We start from the raw sequence: 16,236 nt of genomic DNA, 5'->3' as shown, positions 1-16,236 counted from the left end.
GTTAGGGCTGGCCAGGCAGTTTCGGGGCCTCGCCCTTACCCAAATCGATGCCCGGCTGGTTACCGGGAGCGTCCAGTTGACCGGTCAGGTGCGCGTTGGCAATTTGGTCCTCAGGAGTGACGGACTCGGGCGTTGGCGCTCCGGCTTCAAGAGCCTCGCGGCGCTCCTTGTCGGTAATGACAGGGGGCAGCGCGGAGACGGGGCGAGAGTCCTTGGACAGCCACACCTTGCGCTGGGCAGGCTTGCGCAGACCGATGAAGATCTCTGCAATTTCGGCCTGGTTCAGGGTCTCGCGCTCCAACAGTTCCAGGGCCAGACGGTCCAGGATGTCGCGGTTGGCGATCAAGGCCTCGTAGGCGTCATCGTGAGCCTGATCGATGAGCTTGCGAACTTCCTCATCCACCATGGAGGCCACAGCTTCGGAGTAATCCTTACCCTGCCCACCGCCGCCACCCAGGAACGGCTCACTGCTGCCAGCACCCAGCTTCACGGCGCCAATGCGCTCGCTCATACCGTACTGAGTGACCATGGCACGGGCGGTGCCGGTGGCCTTTTCAATGTCATTGGAGGCACCAGTTGAGGGATCGTGGAACACGATTTCCTCGGCAACACGGCCACCCATGGCGTAGGCCATCTGGTCCAGCAATTCGTTGCGGGTGATCGAGTACTTGTCGTCCTCGGGAACCACCATGGTGTAACCCAGGGCGCGGCCTCGGGGCAGGATGGTGATCTTGGTGACCGGCGCCGTGTTGTGCATGGCTGCGGCAACTAGAGCGTGTCCACCTTCGTGGTACGCGGTGATCTTACGTTCCAGTTCCTTCATGACGCGGGTGCGCTTCTGCGGTCCGGCCATGACGCGGTCAATGGACTCATCCAGTGCGCGGTCATCAATGAGCTGGGCGTTGGAGCGGGCCGTGAGCAGTGCGGCCTCGTTGAGCACGTTGGCCAAATCAGCACCGGTGTAACCTGGCGTCTTCTTGGCAACAGCATTCAAGTCAACGCCGGGTGCCATGGGCTTGCCCTTGGAGTGGACCCGCAGGATCTGCTCACGGCCCAAACGGTCGGGAGCCTCCACGGGGATCTGGCGGTCAAAGCGGCCCGGACGCAGCAGTGCCGGGTCCAAAACGTCGGGACGGTTGGTGGCCGCAATCAAGATGACGTTGGTCTTGACGTCAAAACCATCCATCTCCACGAGCAGCTGGTTGAGGGTCTGTTCGCGCTCGTCGTTACCGCCGCCAATGCCGGCACCACGGTGACGGCCAACGGCGTCGATCTCGTCAACAAAAATGATGGCAGGTGAATTAGCCTTGGCCTGCTCGAAGAGGTCGCGGACACGGGAGGCACCCACACCGACGAACATCTCCACAAAGTCAGAACCGGAGATGGAGTAGAACGGCACGCCTGCCTCGCCAGCCACAGCACGGGCCAGCAGAGTCTTACCGGTGCCGGGAGGGCCGTAGAGCAACACGCCCTTAGGAATCTTGGCGCCCACGGCGGTGAACTTGTCGGGGTTCTGCAGGAAATCCTTGATTTCGTGCAGCTCCTCAACGGCTTCATCCGCGCCGGCAACATCGTTGAAGGTGACCTGAGGGTGGTCCTTGGTGAGCAGTTTGGCCTTGGACTTGCCGAACTGCATGACCTTGGAGCCGCCACCTTGCATGCGGGAGAACAGGAACCAGAAGATCAGACCGATCAGGACGAACGGGATCAGGAGGGAGAAGATGCTGGACCAGAAGTTATTGGAGGCCGGCTGGTCGTCGAACTTCGCCATTTTGGCGTCGTCAATGAGCGCGGCCATGGTGGTTGCGCGGTAGCCACCAAAGAAGAACTGCACGTTCTTGCCCTGGTCCTTGCCGTCGGTATTGACGAAGTTGTCCTTGAGGACCATGTCCACACGGCCTTCGGCACCAAAGACCTTGGCCGAGGCGACCTTGTCATTTTTGAGCAGGTCAAGACCGTCTGAGGTTCCAATGCGGCTCTGGCTTGTGCCTGTCAGTGTAAACAGACCGGCTCCAATGAGCACCACAACCACAACAATCCAGATAAATGGACCCTTGAAGAGTTTTTTGACTTTCATGTGTTCGAGGCTAGGCCTCGTCCCTCCCGCTCAACCAATTCATACCGTACTGGACGCGTCCGAAACGTTCCCAAGTAATAGCTTTACACCGTTCGCATTGCTACACGCACGGGAATGCCCTTTAGTTCCCTGAGGGCATAACGAAATTTACGACAAATGCCGCCGTCTGCGCATTCTGCCATGACTGAACGTCAGGCGATTTGCGCAAAACGGCGGCATTGTTAGTGCCCGAACGCGAACTTATTCGTAAATGTGCGGTGCCAGCGTCCCGATGAAGTCCAAGTTGCGGTACTTCTCGGCGAAGTCCAGGCCGTATCCAACAACAAATTCGTTGGGGATCTCGTAGCCCACGTACTTGACATCGATTTCTACCTTGGCGGCGTCAGGCTTGCGCAACAGCGTGCAGATCTCAACCGAGGCCGGGCCGCGGGACATCAGGTTGGCGCGCAACCATGACAGGGTCAGGCCGGAGTCAATGATGTCTTCAACGATCAGCACATGCTTGCCCATGAGGTCGGTTTCGAGGTCCTTCAGGATCCGGACAACGCCGGAAGACTGGGTACCGGAACCGTAGGAGGACACTGCCATCCAGTCCATGGTGACGTGGCTGTGCAGGGCGCGGGACAGATCAGCCATGACCATCACAGCGCCCTTGAGGACACCGACCAGCAGCACGTCGCGGCCCTGGTAGTCTGCATCAATCTGCGCCGCCAGCTCGGCAACGCGTGTTTGGATTTCTTCCTTGGTGTAAAGAACGTGCTTAAGATCGGCTTGGACGTCTTGTGAATCCACCCATGGCTCCTGTTTGTGAAGGATTTGTACTGGTTTTTATGCTTTTATGTGGTGCAGTTTGCGCCTACGTGCTGCGCTTAAGAACAAGCTTCCCATAGCTGCGGCCTTCGTGGGGAACACTCTGGTTTCGAGAAATCCGCCAAGCACTGACTTTTCCGGCTAGTTGAACCGGGCCAGCGGACCCTTTCCGGGCCAGCAAATTTTCCGCCGAACCTAGCCGTTCCAGGCTTGGCTGCACTCCCCCAAGTTCGACGACGGCCAGCGCCAACACTCTCATCCTCAGGGCCGGAGCCAGTCCCCTCAGTTCCTTCTCGGGCAGGGTGATCTGGGCCTGTTGATCCCCGTCTTCACCGCGTTGCGCCAGCTTCTCAAACTCGGCACCGGCTAGTTGGTCCAGATAGTCGGCATCATGGCCCAAGATGGTGGCAGAACGGGCCAGCGACTCCGCCATGCCCGGGCCCAGCTCGGCACTCAGGAACGGAATCACCGTGTTGCGTACGCGAACGCGCAGATAGGCCGGATCTTGATTGGCGGGGTCGTGCCACGGGGTCAGAGCCAAAGCGTCGCATATGGCTAATGTCTCACTGCGGCGCAGCCCCAAGAAGGGCCGCAAATACTTGCCGCGGCGTTCCCGCATCCCGGCCAGTGAGCGGGTCCCCGAACCGCGGGCCAGCCCCAGCAGCACGGATTCAGCCTGATCATCCATGGTGTGTCCCAACAGGACAGTCTGCGCACCCAGCTGCTGTGCCGTCTCTTCCAGGGCCCCAAAGCGGGCTGCGCGAGCTGCGGCTTCCGGGCCGGCGCCGTCGTGCTCCAGATCAACTGTCCGGACCACCACGGGCTCCAAGCCAAGGTCCTGCAGCTGCGCCGCGGTGGCCTGAGCCACCGCGGCGCTGCCCTCTTGCATCTGGTGGTCAACCACTACGGCACCCACTCGCACCTCGCCGCGCGAAGCAAAAAACGCGCAGACGGCGGCTAAGGCCAGGGAATCGGGGCCGCCGCTGCAGCCAACCAAGATCAGCGGCGGGTTCGCAACAGGGAGGTTCTTGCCAGTGGTTTTAATGCCGAGCAGTGCACCCACCATTGCCCGAGCCTTGCCGACGGTGGGGTCCAGGCGGCCGCGGGTGCTGTGTTGCTGTGTCATTTACAGTCCCATCCGCTCAACCCAGAGGCGTGCATTGTGAATTTCCGCCTCGGTGGGCAAGTTTTCCGCTTGATTCCAGACGTTGTTGAACCCGTCCATGCCCACCACCGCAACGGTGTCGCGAACAAACTTGGCGCCGTCGCTGTATTGCTTCATTTTGGCGTCCAGGCCCATGAGATTGCGGATGAACTTCTCAATGATCCCGCGGTCCTTGCCCCGGCCGTTGAAGCGCTGGCGGATGGTGCGGACTGTGGGGACGATGCGCTGGTCCACGCCGTCCATGACCACGTTGGCGTGCCCCTCCAACAAACTCATGACGGCCGTCAAATGGGACAGCGCCGCCTTCTGCTCGGGGTCTTGGAGCAAGTCCAAGAGTGTTCCGCGGGAGGATTCCGGGGTGCCGCTGGCCGCTACTCCGCTGCCTGAATTCGCTGGAGAATTGTTTTTGCGGCCCAGTGATTTGGCCGATTCCAGGAGTCGTTCGCCGAAGTTTTCGGAGTCCCCCACCAGCAGTTCACCGAGCTTTTCAATTTCACCAAGCATGTGGTGTCGCAGCCACGGCGCGGCAGCAAATTGCACGCGGTGTGTTTGTTCGTGCAGGCACACCCAGAGCCGAAAATCGGCTGGATCCACCTTCAGATCGCGTTCCACGGTGATGATATTTGGCGCCACCAGCAGCAACCGGCCACCGGAATGCGCCGTGTTCGGCTCGCTCTGCCCAAGAGCGGAGAAGGGGTCGTACTGGCCCAGGACCTTGCTGGATAAAAAGGCCAAAGCGCCACCCAATTGTGCCCCCGTGACAGAGGCACTAATTGCCGCCCCCGGACTCCCCGGCGCCGGGCTGTTGCTCTTTGACGATGTGGCAGCCTTGGCTGCGAGCGCCCGCAGTACGGGGTCCATCATGACGGCAAAGCTCTGCGTGTTGGCCTTGGCCCAGGAGGCCCGGTCCACTACCAGGACCTCGGAATCGTGCAGATCTTTTGCTGCCTCGAGCCGGCTAATCTCGTGGACGTGCGGCACTGACTTCTCCGCCATGAGGCGCAGATTCTCGACGGCAGCAGAGATCTCCGAGCCGCTCAAATCCGGTCCGGCAGGGGCTAAGTTGGCTGCGGTTTTGGCGGCAAGCTCCCAATTGATCATGTTCGGGGGCGCTGGCGTTCCGGCTGTTGTGCGGCTCTTCTGGCTCATGATTACCATCAGATCACATGTGCCTGTACATCTGCTGGCGGGAAGGCCATCTCGACTTCCTCCTAACGTGCCGCCGTCAAGAGTTTGCCCGGATTCACAGCTCCGGCACAGGAACGAGTTGGATGGCGCATGGAAACCTCGGGCAGACTCAGTCATAGTGAGTTCACTATGAGCCTGATTCAGGTCACTGAGAACTAGGGTGGCCAGACTAAGTCATGGTGAGTTCGCTATGGGCCTGGTTCAGGTCACTGAGAACTAGGGTAGCCAGACTAAGTCGTAGTGAGTTCACTATGGGCCTGATTCAGGTCACTGAGAACTAGGGTGGAACCCAATCACAGCACGCCACTGTTTAGCTCCCTGATAAGAAATTTGATAAGAAAGCCGAGTTCATGACCGACACCCCGCGGAATTCCTTCACAGACCTTCCGCAGTTATCCCATCCTGACGGCAGCCCCATCCGCGCGCTTGTGGTGGATGACGAGGCCAGTTTGACGGAATTGATTAGCATGGGTCTGCGCATGGCCAGCTGGGATGTTGCCACAGCGAGCAATGGAGCAGATGCGCTACGCACGGCACGCACCTTCCGCCCTGACGTGGTGGTGCTCGATGTCATGATGCCCGGCATGGACGGGATTGAATTACTGGGGAAGATCAGGGAATTTGCACCCAAGATCCCGGCCCTGTTCCTCACCGCACGCGATGGCGTCCATGACCGGATTGCCGGGCTGGCCGCCGGTGGCGACGATTACGTCACCAAACCTTTCAGCATGGAAGAGCTCATGCTGCGCCTGCACAGGCTGGTGCAACGTTCCGGCATCGCGTCCTCTGACAACGCCGAAATTGTGGTGGGCGATCTGGTCCTGAACTTTGACACTCGCGAGGTGACGCGCGGTGGGATCGACATCGACCTGACAGCCACCCAGTGGGAGCTGCTGCGCTATCTGATGGAAAACGCTCGGCGCGTGGTGAGCAAGCCGCAAATCCTCGATCAGGTGTGGCATTACGATTTTGGTGGCCAAGCCAACATCGTTGAGCTCTATATTTCCTATCTGCGCAAGAAGATCGACGCCGGCCGCTCACCCATGATTCACACGGTCCGCGGCGTGGGCTACGTCCTGAAGCCGGCCATAGCGTGACGGCGGCCGGGCGCCAACGTAAGAGTCACCGCTTGCGCACCAAGTTGGTGGTTGCCGTGCTGGTGCTGTTGGCCGCCATTTGCGCCACGGTGGGGATAGTTGGCCATCTGGCCATGAATAACTATCTAACCGCCCAGTTGGATCGCAACCTCCACGAGGTTGCCTCGCGTGCCTTTGGTCCCAATGGGCCTCCACCCAAACTAGCTACCGGGACCATTGTTGTCCCCCCACTTTCTATCACTGAGCCCAACCCGCTGGACACCCGGGGCCAGCGGCCAGGAACGCTGCGTGCACTCTTCATTCCAGGTTCTCCCAGCTCGTCGTCGGTGGTTCAGGACGACGGCTCCGCCGTGGCCTTGAGCGCATCCGATCTGCAAAAGGTCCATGGCGTGGTCCCTTCAGGCCAGACCACGGAATTGACCCTTTCCACCGGTACTTACCGGCTCCTGTCAACGCCGGCTTCCAGCTCCTCCGGGGGTGAGCTTGTGACGGGGTTTCCAACTTCCGAGCGGGACTCAATTCTGAATTCGCTGGCCTGGACCACTGCCAGCGTCTCACTGGCAGGCTTGGCCTTGATCGGCCTCGTTGGCACCATCATTGTGCGACGGTCGCTGCGCCCGCTCGATGAACTTTCCGCCGTGGCCACCACTGTGGCTACGCTTCCCTTGGATTCTGGTGAGGCCGCCATCAAGGTACGCATCCCACCCATGGCATCAGCACCAGGCACCGAGATTGGGGACGTCGGGGTGGCTTTCAACAACATGCTGGACCACCTAACCCGCTCATTTGCCGCCCGTCATGCCAGCGAGATCAAGGTGCGCCAATTTGTCGCTGACGCCAGCCACGAACTCCGCACACCGCTGACATCCATCCGCGGATACACCGAGCTTGTACTCCTGAGTGAAAAGCTGACCCCGTCAGGGACGTCGGCGCTGCGCCGCGTTGATAGCGAATCCCGGCGCATGTCAGCACTCGTGGAGGACCTGCTCCTTCTGGCCCGGCTCGATGAAGGCCAGCGCGGCGACCCCGACTCAGTAGATCTGACGGATCTGCTCATGGAGACCACGCAAGACAGCAAAGTTGCCGCCCCTGATCATTCGTTCTCGCTCCAACTCCCCGAAGAACCTGTGCTGGTCTTCGCCGTGGAATCTGAAGTGCGGCAAATACTCATCAACGTCCTCTCCAACGCGAGCAAACACACCACAGCCGGAACGCGCATCAATGTCAGCCTCACTGCCCAGAAGGGCTTCGCCGAGCTGATCATTGAAGACAACGGCCAAGGCATTCCACAAGAGTTCCTAGGGAATCTCTTTACACGCTTTAGCCGGGCAGATCCGGCACGTACCAGCGGCAACGGTGACAACAGCTCAGGGTTGGGCCTGGCCATCGTTGAAGCCCTGACACACGCAAACCAGGGAACCATCACGGCAGAAAGCACTGCAGGTGAAACCCGTTTCACCATCACACTGCCCATCCACATGCCCACTCTCTAAGGCTCACAGCTGCGGCACAAGAAAGACCACGTTGGGGGCACAGAGTAGCCCTCTAAAAAAGTAGTATGACTACTTCTCCTCCCCCAACGGACCACCCCTTAGCTGCGGCGCCGGCCGGTAGCGGCACCAAGAAAACCCCCACTCGACGCGCGGTGATTGGCGGCGCCCTGGGCCTGCTGGTATCTGCCGGCGGGGCCACGGCGTGGGCCTTAGACCGGTTCGTGGTGGAACACACCGAAATCAACGACGTCGACGCCTTTGAGGCCAGCCAGGCGGCAGCTCAAACCGGCAGCACGGCGAGCGCCGCCAACAGCTCCGCAGGTACGGGCACAGCCCCTCTGCTCACTAGCAACGGGTTTACCTCCGACAACGCCGCAATGACCATTGAGAAGGTCACCAATGGCAGCGGCGATTCAACACTGACCTACTTCACGGCCACCCTGACGCTGAAGGATGCCACGGAGTTGAAATCGGCCTTCGCGGAGAATAAATTCGGCGCGAACATCGTTGAGAAAACCTCTGTCATTGCCGAGGGCAAGGACGCGATTTTCGCCGTGAACGGTGACTACTACGGCTTCCGCGACACGGGCATCGTAATTCGGAATGGCGTCACTTTCCGGGACAAGGGCGCCCGCGAAGGGCTCGCCCTCTACCGCGACGGCACCGTCCAGGTCTACGACGAAACTGCTACGGACGCCGCCGCGCTCATTGCTGCCGGCGTCTGGAACACACTCTCCTTTGGCCCATCCCTAATTGAAAACGGCGGCGTCAAGGCAGGCATTGACGCCATGGAGGTTGACACGAACTTCGGCAACCACTCCATTCAGGGGTTGCAACCACGGACAGCCATTGGCGTCATTGGACCCAATGAACTGGTTTTCGTGGTGGTGGACGGACGATCCACCGGCTACAGCACGGGTGTCACCATGACTGAGCTGGCCCAGATCATGCTCGATGTGGGGGCTACTACGGCCTACAACATTGACGGCGGCGGCTCCTCCACCATGTATTTCAACGGTTCGCTCGTGAACAATCCGCTAGGCAAAAACCAGGAACGCGGAACCTCTGACATTCTCTACGTGGCAAGGTAGGCGCACCATGATCATCTTGATCCCGTCCTTTGAACCAGATGCACAACTCCCCTCATTGGTCCGGGAACTGAAGCAGGCCAATGCGGAGCTGCAGATCCTGATTGTCAATGACGGCAGCGGCCCCGCCTTCGAGCCGATCTTTGCCCAGGCTCAGGCTGCAGGCGCCGCCGTGATTGGCTACTCCAATAACCATGGCAAGGGACAAGCTCTCAAGACTGGATTTGGGTACATTGTCGCCAACTACCCGGGGCAGCATGTGGTGTGCGCCGACGGCGACGGCCAACATGCCCTCGCCGACATTCTCAAGGTGGCGCAGCGGGTGCGGGCGCAGGACATCATTGTGCTGGGCGAACGGCTCTTTAGTGGTCAGGTGCCGCTACGCAGCAGCTTCGGCAACAGCACCACCCGGCTTTTTTTCGCACTTGCCACAGGAACCTGGTTGCGCGACACCCAGACCGGGCTGCGCGGCTACCCGGCCCAATTGCTGCCGTGGCTGCAATCCATCCGCGGGAACCGCTACGAGTATGAGCTCAACATTCTCCTCGAGGCCCGGGCCCGGGGGTTCCGCCTGGACAGCGTGCCCATCGCCACCATTTATCTGGATAGAAATGATTCCTCGCATTTTCGTCCGCTACGGGATTCGATGCGTATTTACGCGCCGTTGTTGAAGTTTTCCGGCTCGTCATTTTTGGGATTTCTGGTTGACACGGTAGCGTTCCTCACCCTCATGGCGGCCACGGGATCTCTGTGGCTGTCCGTGGCAGGTGCCCGGGCCATGAGTGCCGGCGTCAATTTCTCTATCAACCGCAGCATGGCATTCCCCGAGGGCAGATCTCTGCCGCTACGCAAATCTGCCGGCCGCTACTTTGCCTTGGTGGTGCTCCTGCTCGGCGCCAACTATGGACTGCTACTCAGCTTTACCGAGGCCGGTCTGCCCACCTTCCCCGCCAAAATACTGACCGAACTGGTGCTGTTCCTCCTGAGTTTCGCCGTACAAAAGCGGTTTCTGTTCCGTACTCGCGACGCCGTACCCTCCGGCCCGCAACTGAAGCGGCAAAGATCTTCGCATTCACAAGCGCAGCTGCCCACCAGCACAGATTCAGCACAGGTTAGCGCGGAAATGTAGACAGTAGAACCCCTTGAACATGAATATGGAGTGAACAATGAGCGCTTGGATTTTTATAGCAGCCGATCTTGTGGCGATTACGGTGATGACCTTTGGCATGTACCTGCGCCGCCACCGACGCAGGGATCTGGTGGTTTCCTATCTCGCTATCAACGTTGGCGTGCTGGCAGTTGCCACCGCGCTCTCAAGCTCGGGAGCCGGCGTCGGTCTGGGCCTTGGCTTGTTCGGGGTCCTGTCCATCATCCGTCTGCGTTCCACGGAACTCTCCCAGCATGAGGTGGCCTACTATTTCTCAGCGTTGGCCCTTGGCCTCATTGCCGGTCTGGGCGTTGAACCGGTATGGATCTCACTGTCCCTGATGGCCCTGATTCTTCTTGTCCTATTCATTGGTGACAGCGCCATGGTCCTTCCCACCTACCGGCAGCAAACTGTCATCCTTGACCAGGCCATCAGCGACTCGGATGTTCTCACAGCCAGGCTCGAAGAGGTCCTCGGCGGCACCGTGCACACCGTCATTGTCCAGTGTCTTGATCTCGTCAACGACAAGACCCAAGTAGATGTGCGTTTTTCAGTTGATCCCGCCCGCAAGCTACACACCCTGACCACCGCACCGCGAGGCCCGCTCCAAGAGCAGCTTTCATCGGCAGAGGGCCGGAGTTTTGACCAGGTCGGTGCCTAGTGACGGTGAGCTACCAAACTCCCCTGAGTAAGCGGCTCAGAGAGCTGCCCACCATTGATCTTGAAGAACTGAACCTCAAGGCTGCGTTGCAACAACGCATCGATCGGAAATACCTGGTCCCCACGGAGAAGTTCACCAATATTTTCGAGCAGTTCGATGCCCAGATGCAGGTCCTGGACACCAACGACCGGCACATCTTCCCCTACGATTCGGTGTACTTCGACACCCCTGATCTTGCGAGCTACCACTTGGCTGCCTATGGCCGGCGGCGGCGCTACAAGATCCGTACCCGCAGCTATCTAGACAGCGGCGTCAGCTTCTTGGAAGTCAAAACGGAGGGGTCGCGCAACATCACCGTCAAGGAACGCATCCCCTACAACCTCGCGGATCGCTCCACCATCACCGATGAGGGCGCCGCGTACATCGCCGAAACACTGGGCGGCACCGGCCAGCCACTACCGGAAAACTTGGCCCCGGTCCTGGAAACCGTCTACGGCCGGATCACCTTGTACCTGCCGGACTCCAACAGCCGGGCCACGATCGATGTGGACGTCGCATGGTCGCTGCCCGGAGCCCATCCTCTGGTCATGACGGACAAACTCGTGGTGGAAACCAAATCGGGATCCGCCCCTGGACAGCTCGACAAATACCTGTGGATGAACGGCATCCGCCCCTCCCGAATCTCAAAATTCGCCACCGGCTTGGCAACCCTCAAGCCGGAACTGCCCGCCAACCGCTGGCACCGCACGCTGCGGCACAACATGCCGCATCCCCCGAACACGTAAGGAATCGAGCAATGACCTTCTTCTCCCGAGCACACCGCGCCACCTCTGTGGCCGCACTCGCCCTCGCCTTGGCCCTGGCCGGCTGTTCAACCCCATCAACAATTTCGACGGCGGATGCTTCCTCCAGTTCCGCGGCGTCAGCTCCCAGCGTGGCCACCTCGGGAACGGCAGCAGAACTGGCTAGCAGCATCGCCGAGAGTACCCACTTCGACGCTGACGATCTGACGTGGGATGCGGCAAAGGAAACCACCATCAGCTTGGCTGATGGCGCCAGCACCGCCGGCGGAAATGACGCCGCCGCAGTAGCGCTCGACGGAGACAAGATCACCATCAGCGCTGGCGGCACCTACCGAATTTCGGGAAAGCTCAGCGATGGTGAACTGGTGGTTGCCGCAGGAGATGAGGTGGTTCGGATCGTTTTAGACAATGCCACGGTGACAAGTTCAACCGGATCTGCCGTTGACATTCAAAGCGCCAACGAGGTGCTCCTCTTCCTTGCAGACGGCACCACCAACACACTTAGCGATGCCGCTAGCTATGCAGATACCGGAACGGATGCCGCCAACGCGGCCGTGTACTCACTAGCGGACCTGACCATTGCCGGCAGCGGCAAACTGAGCGTCAATGGCAACTACAACGATGGCATTGTCACCAAGGACGGCCTGGTGCTGGCCGCAGGCAATGTCACCGTCAAGGCTGTTGACGACGGCATCATGGGTAAGGACTACACAGTTCTGCTCGACGGCAGCTACGACGTGACGGCAGGCGGGGATGGCTTTAAGGCCAGCAATGACAGCGATGCAAATCGTGGCTGGCTGCTGGTAGCCGGCGGAAAACTTACTGTGGCCGCCGGTGACGACGGCGTCAAGGCCGCCACCTCGCTGACCATCAGCGATGGCACCGTCACCGTTTCCAAATCCAATGAAGGTTTGGAGGCAGCCCACATCGCTATCTCCGGCGGCACAGTCAATGTGACGTCCACCGACGACGGGCTCAATGCTGCTGGCGGCTCCAGCACCACCACCGATACCGCCGCAGGTGAGGCCGAAGCCGGCACACAAGGCGCTCCGCAAGGTGCCCCTGCGGGCGGCATGGGTGGTGGAGGCGGAGGCGGCGGCATGGATACTGTGGGCGATTTCACCCTGGACATCTCCGGCGGTGAGGTGACCATCAACGCCGAAGGTGACGGACTTGATTCCAATGGCACCGCCTCAATCAGCGGCGGAACCGTGGTTGTCAACGGACCCACCAATGACGGCAACGGCGCCCTGGATGTCAACGGGGACTTGACCGTTTCCGGCGGCACCATTGTTGCCGCTGGCAGCTCTGGAATGGCGGTCACACCCAGCGAAACCTCAACTCAATCGGGTGTTCAGATCACGTTTGACGCTGCCGTGAGTGCTGGCACGATTGTCCACATTGCCGATGCAACAGGGGCCGTGGTGGCAACGTTCGTCACGAGCAAGCAGGCGTCCTCGATTGTCTTCTCCAGCACCACCGTCACAGCCGGGGAAACGTACACCGTCCTGACCGGCGGCACTGCCGATGTCAAGACAGGCCTAAGTACCGGATCCACCACAGGAGCCACGGAAGTCATGGCGGTGGTTGCCGGCGAATACACCTCCGGTGGCGGCATGGGAGGTGGCGGTATGGGTGGCCCCGGCGACCGGTCCTAGCTCGCCCCCGGCCTAGCCGCACCCTAACACCACTGCGCATCCCCCTGATTTTCAACCACTTCAAGACAACAAGGACTCAACCATGGCTAAAAAGCCACTTCTGAAAATATTCCGAAGGAAAGCACAATTCCTCTCCGCGACGGCAGCCATTCTGGCACTGTCACTGGCTGGTTGCTCCGGTTCCGGCGAAACGGCAATCACCGGCAAAGGCGGAACCTCCCTCACCGGCTCCGTGGAGCTTTTTGATGCCACGGCTACTCATACCGTCAGCCTCTCCTGGGACGATGACGACTATGACGCCATGATCGCAGCCTATGAAACGGACTCCGATAAGGCGTGGATGAGCGCTGACATCACCATCGACGGCACCCTGATTGAAAATGTTGGCGTAAGGCTCAAGGGCAACTCAACGCTGCGAGGTCTGGGCGGCACACAAGGCGGTCAGAATGGTGGCGCTCCCGGCGCAGGCGGTGCTCCGGGCGACGGGATGCGCCCGGGAGGGGACGGCACCATGCCCACGGACATGCCAACTGATATGCCCACCGACATGGTCGGCGGTCAGGGTGGAGGCATGGGTCCCGGAGGGGACGGCGCCATGCCCACCGACATGCCAACGGAAATGGCCGGCGGCGGCGCTCCAGGGGGCGGGATGGGTGCTTCATCGGACATTTCGGCAGATGATCCGGCCTCGTTGCCGTTGCTGATCCGCTTTGATAAGTATGTTGATGGCACCCAATATGACGGCCTGACCGAACTGGCATTGCGCCCCGGCACCCCTGTTATCAATGAAGCGCTGGCCCTGTCCGTCACAGCGGCAACGGGGCAGCCCACCCAGCGCTATTCCTACACCACTTACTCGGTCAACGGCTCCGCAACGCAGACTCGCCTCTTGCTGGAGAACCCCGATGAGCAATATGGGGAAAGCATCGACGACGGCAACAGCGTGGTCTTCAAGGCCGACGCCGAATCCAGCTTTACCTACCAAGGCGACGATCTGGCAACGTACAAGGACCAGTTCAAGCAGTTGAACAAGGAAGACTCCCAGGATGCAACGCCCATTGTCAGCTTCTTGCAGTGGCTCGATGAGGCCGATGACGCCACCTTTGACACCGAACTAGCCAATTGGGTTGATGTTGCTTCCTTTGCCAAGTACGCGGCAACCCAAAATCTGCTGGCCAACTCCGATGACATGGCAGGGCCTGGCCAAAACTACTATCTCAGCTACAACCTGAGCACCAAGAAAATCTCCGTCATCTCCTGGGACCTGAATCTGGCTCTGAGCGGCAATGCCACGGCCAGCCCGGATGAATCCTTGTCCATGGGGGGCGGCGGTAAGGGCGGTGCTAATGCGGGGGGCGCTAATAAGGCCGGCACCGGTAACGGCGGTGTCGGTGGCGGAATGGGCGGCAATGCACTCAAGACCCGTTTCCTGGCCTCCACCAAATTCCAGGCGCTCTACAAGTCCGCCTACCAGGAGCTCTATCAGCAAGTATTCAATGACGGAACTGCACAATCGCTGCTGACCAGTATCACAGCGTCCATCCCCGCCAGTGATGGTCTGAGCCAGAAGGACATCACGGACAAGTCCGCCATCATCGCCACCTTCTTAAAGCAGCGTGGCGAAACTCTGGAGAAGGCTCTCGCAGGCTAGCTCTGCGCTAAGACCGCTGCGGCGCCGTCCAGTACGGGGCGTGCCGCAGCGGCACCGCCTGTCAGGTCATTGCCCAGGATGGAGAAGGCCAACAGCCTGCCGTGGGAGTTAATGACGTATCCGGACAGCGCGGTCACCTCATTGAGCGAGCCGGTCTTGGCCCGAACCACCCCTGCCCCGCTCAGTTGGGGTTCCGCGGTAAAACGTTGGGCCAGGGATCCGCTCAGTCCGGCAATCGGCAGGCCGGGCAAGGCCGCTCCAATGTTGGAGCTGGGGTCGGCCAGGAGCAGGGTCACCATCTTCACCAAGCGTTCGGCGCTGATCAGATTACCTTCGGCCAGGCCGCTGTTATCAGTAGTGACAACTCCGTCTAAGGGCAGGCCAAGTTCTTCCACCACGTGGCGCACGGCGGCCACGGCTGAGGTGTTGCTGGCCTCGCGATCCAACGTCACCGCCACCATCCGGCCCATAACCTCTGCCACATAGTTATCGGATTCATCCAGCATGTACTGGGTCTGTTGCGCGATCGTTGCCGAATCCACCGAGGCCAGGGTCGCACCCGTGCCACTAGCGCGAGAAATGGTTGCCGTGGTGGTTACCCCGGCCTCTGCGAGCGCCTCGGCAAACGCTTGCGCCGCGACCACGGCCGAATCCTGGGGTCGGGGGCCGCTGAGCACCCCGGGCTCAAAGCGGCCGGCATTCAGAGCGAGCGGGAAAATGGGCGCAATCTCACCGGCGTCCACATCACCCTTGGCCCATTTGGGGTTCAGGGCGGGCCCCGTGAACAAGGTGTCGTCAACACTGAGGGTGATGGGCCCTTTGACCTTGGCCTTGGTTAATGCCGCGGCCGTTTGTTTCGCCAAGGTAGCCAGACCTGCGTATCCCATGACGGATGCGGGATCGCTGTCCCCTGCTGCAAGCATGGAGTCCCCGCCACCCCGAAGGACAATCTCTTGAGGACTGTCCCCGGCGCGCACTTCTGTGCGCAACCGTGTGTCCGGGCCCAGAGTTTTCAGCGCTGCCGCCGCTGTCAGCAATTTCAAGTTCGACGCCGGTATCCGCGCCACTTTCCCATCCTGGGAAAACAGCTCGGTGCCGGAAGACACATCGGTGACATACATGCTGAAGGTGCCCTCGCCGTCGTACGCCAAGGCCTTTTTCAGCTCCTTTGAGAGTTGGGCCGCGTCCGGAAGAGGCCCTTGCTCCGACAGCGGGTTAACGCCACTGACGGTGCTGATGGTGGTGGGTGCCAGCTGGGCGGCAGGTACAACGGCCACGGCGGCAGGGTCCTGCGGAAGGAACGCCGGGGCCAGGTACAGCCCGGCCGGAACGGATACGGCGGCCAGTGCGCAGATGAGCAAGCCGCTCGTCACAGCTTTTGACGTGCGTCCCATGAAG

At 60.4% G+C, this 16,236-nt stretch carries 13 protein-coding genes; 8 read left to right on the top strand and 5 right to left on the bottom strand.

The window, feature by feature from the left end:
* Position 1 precedes the first annotated feature (1 nt).
* The 4 genes from ftsH to CXQ93_RS07545 all read right to left on the bottom strand — a co-directional run bounded on the left by ftsH (position 2) and on the right by CXQ93_RS07545 (position 5,201).
* On the bottom strand, positions 2–2,077 hold the full coding sequence (gene ftsH, locus CXQ93_RS07560) for an ATP-dependent zinc metalloprotease FtsH (protein ID WP_104109855.1): 2,076 nt from the start codon (positions 2,075–2,077) through the stop codon (positions 2–4).
* 240 nt (positions 2,078–2,317) lie between these two features.
* A complete protein-coding gene (gene hpt / locus CXQ93_RS07555) occupies positions 2,318–2,869 on the bottom strand; it encodes a hypoxanthine phosphoribosyltransferase (protein ID WP_062286298.1) in 552 nt (183 codons plus the stop codon).
* Between the two features lie 64 nt (positions 2,870–2,933).
* On the bottom strand, positions 2,934–4,013 hold the full coding sequence (tilS, locus tag CXQ93_RS07550; protein ID WP_181036087.1) for a tRNA lysidine(34) synthetase TilS: 1,080 nt from the start codon (positions 4,011–4,013) through the stop codon (positions 2,934–2,936).
* On the bottom strand, positions 4,014–5,201 hold the full coding sequence (locus CXQ93_RS07545) for a zinc-dependent metalloprotease (protein WP_104110278.1): 1,188 nt from the start codon (positions 5,199–5,201) through the stop codon (positions 4,014–4,016).
* 389 nt (positions 5,202–5,590) lie between these two features.
* Between CXQ93_RS07545 and CXQ93_RS07540 the strand changes: the two genes are divergently transcribed.
* The 8 genes from CXQ93_RS07540 to CXQ93_RS07505 all read left to right on the top strand — a co-directional run bounded on the left by CXQ93_RS07540 (position 5,591) and on the right by CXQ93_RS07505 (position 14,838).
* Entirely contained in the window at positions 5,591–6,337 is a 747-nt protein-coding gene (locus tag CXQ93_RS07540; RefSeq protein WP_104109854.1) for a response regulator transcription factor, read from the top strand.
* Between the two features lie 32 nt (positions 6,338–6,369).
* Positions 6,370–7,830 carry a cell wall metabolism sensor histidine kinase WalK gene (locus CXQ93_RS07535; protein WP_256939809.1) on the top strand — a complete coding sequence of 487 codons (1,461 nt, stop codon included), beginning with the start codon at positions 6,370–6,372 and terminating at the stop codon, positions 7,828–7,830.
* A gap of 65 nt (positions 7,831–7,895) precedes the next feature.
* On the top strand, positions 7,896–8,921 hold the full coding sequence (locus CXQ93_RS07530) for a phosphodiester glycosidase family protein (RefSeq protein ID WP_104109853.1): 1,026 nt from the start codon (positions 7,896–7,898) through the stop codon (positions 8,919–8,921).
* A gap of 7 nt (positions 8,922–8,928) precedes the next feature.
* Positions 8,929–10,047, top strand: a complete 1,119-nt coding sequence (locus CXQ93_RS07525) for a bifunctional glycosyltransferase family 2/GtrA family protein (RefSeq protein WP_104109852.1) — start codon at positions 8,929–8,931, stop codon at positions 10,045–10,047.
* 37 nt (positions 10,048–10,084) lie between these two features.
* Complete coding sequence (locus tag CXQ93_RS07520) at positions 10,085–10,726, top strand: DUF4956 domain-containing protein (RefSeq protein ID WP_104109851.1); 642 nt, start codon at positions 10,085–10,087, stop codon at positions 10,724–10,726.
* Positions 10,727–10,731: 5 nt separating this feature from the next.
* Complete coding sequence (locus tag CXQ93_RS07515; protein ID WP_104110276.1) at positions 10,732–11,511, top strand: polyphosphate polymerase domain-containing protein; 780 nt, start codon at positions 10,732–10,734, stop codon at positions 11,509–11,511.
* 11 nt (positions 11,512–11,522) lie between these two features.
* Positions 11,523–13,187, top strand: coding sequence for a carbohydrate-binding domain-containing protein (locus tag CXQ93_RS07510; protein ID WP_104109850.1), 1,665 nt, complete (start codon positions 11,523–11,525; stop codon positions 13,185–13,187).
* Positions 13,188–13,269: 82 nt separating this feature from the next.
* Positions 13,270–14,838 (top strand): CotH kinase family protein, encoded by a 1,569-nt coding sequence (locus CXQ93_RS07505; protein WP_258068720.1) that lies wholly within the window; start codon positions 13,270–13,272, stop codon positions 14,836–14,838.
* Here CXQ93_RS07505 and dacB read toward each other — a convergent pair.
* Positions 14,835–16,232, bottom strand: coding sequence for a D-alanyl-D-alanine carboxypeptidase/D-alanyl-D-alanine-endopeptidase (gene dacB, locus CXQ93_RS07500; RefSeq protein ID WP_104109849.1), 1,398 nt, complete (start codon positions 16,230–16,232; stop codon positions 14,835–14,837). The two genes, CXQ93_RS07505 and dacB, sit on opposite strands and share 4 nt — an antisense overlap.
* Between the last annotated feature and the right edge of the window lie 4 nt (positions 16,233–16,236).

It is taken from the genome of Arthrobacter sp. N199823 (assembly GCF_002929705.1).
Classification (GTDB): Bacteria; Actinomycetota; Actinomycetes; order Actinomycetales; family Micrococcaceae; genus Specibacter.
Note: the sequence above shows the minus strand (reverse complement) of the source record. Positions and strands in the feature narration are given on the sequence as shown.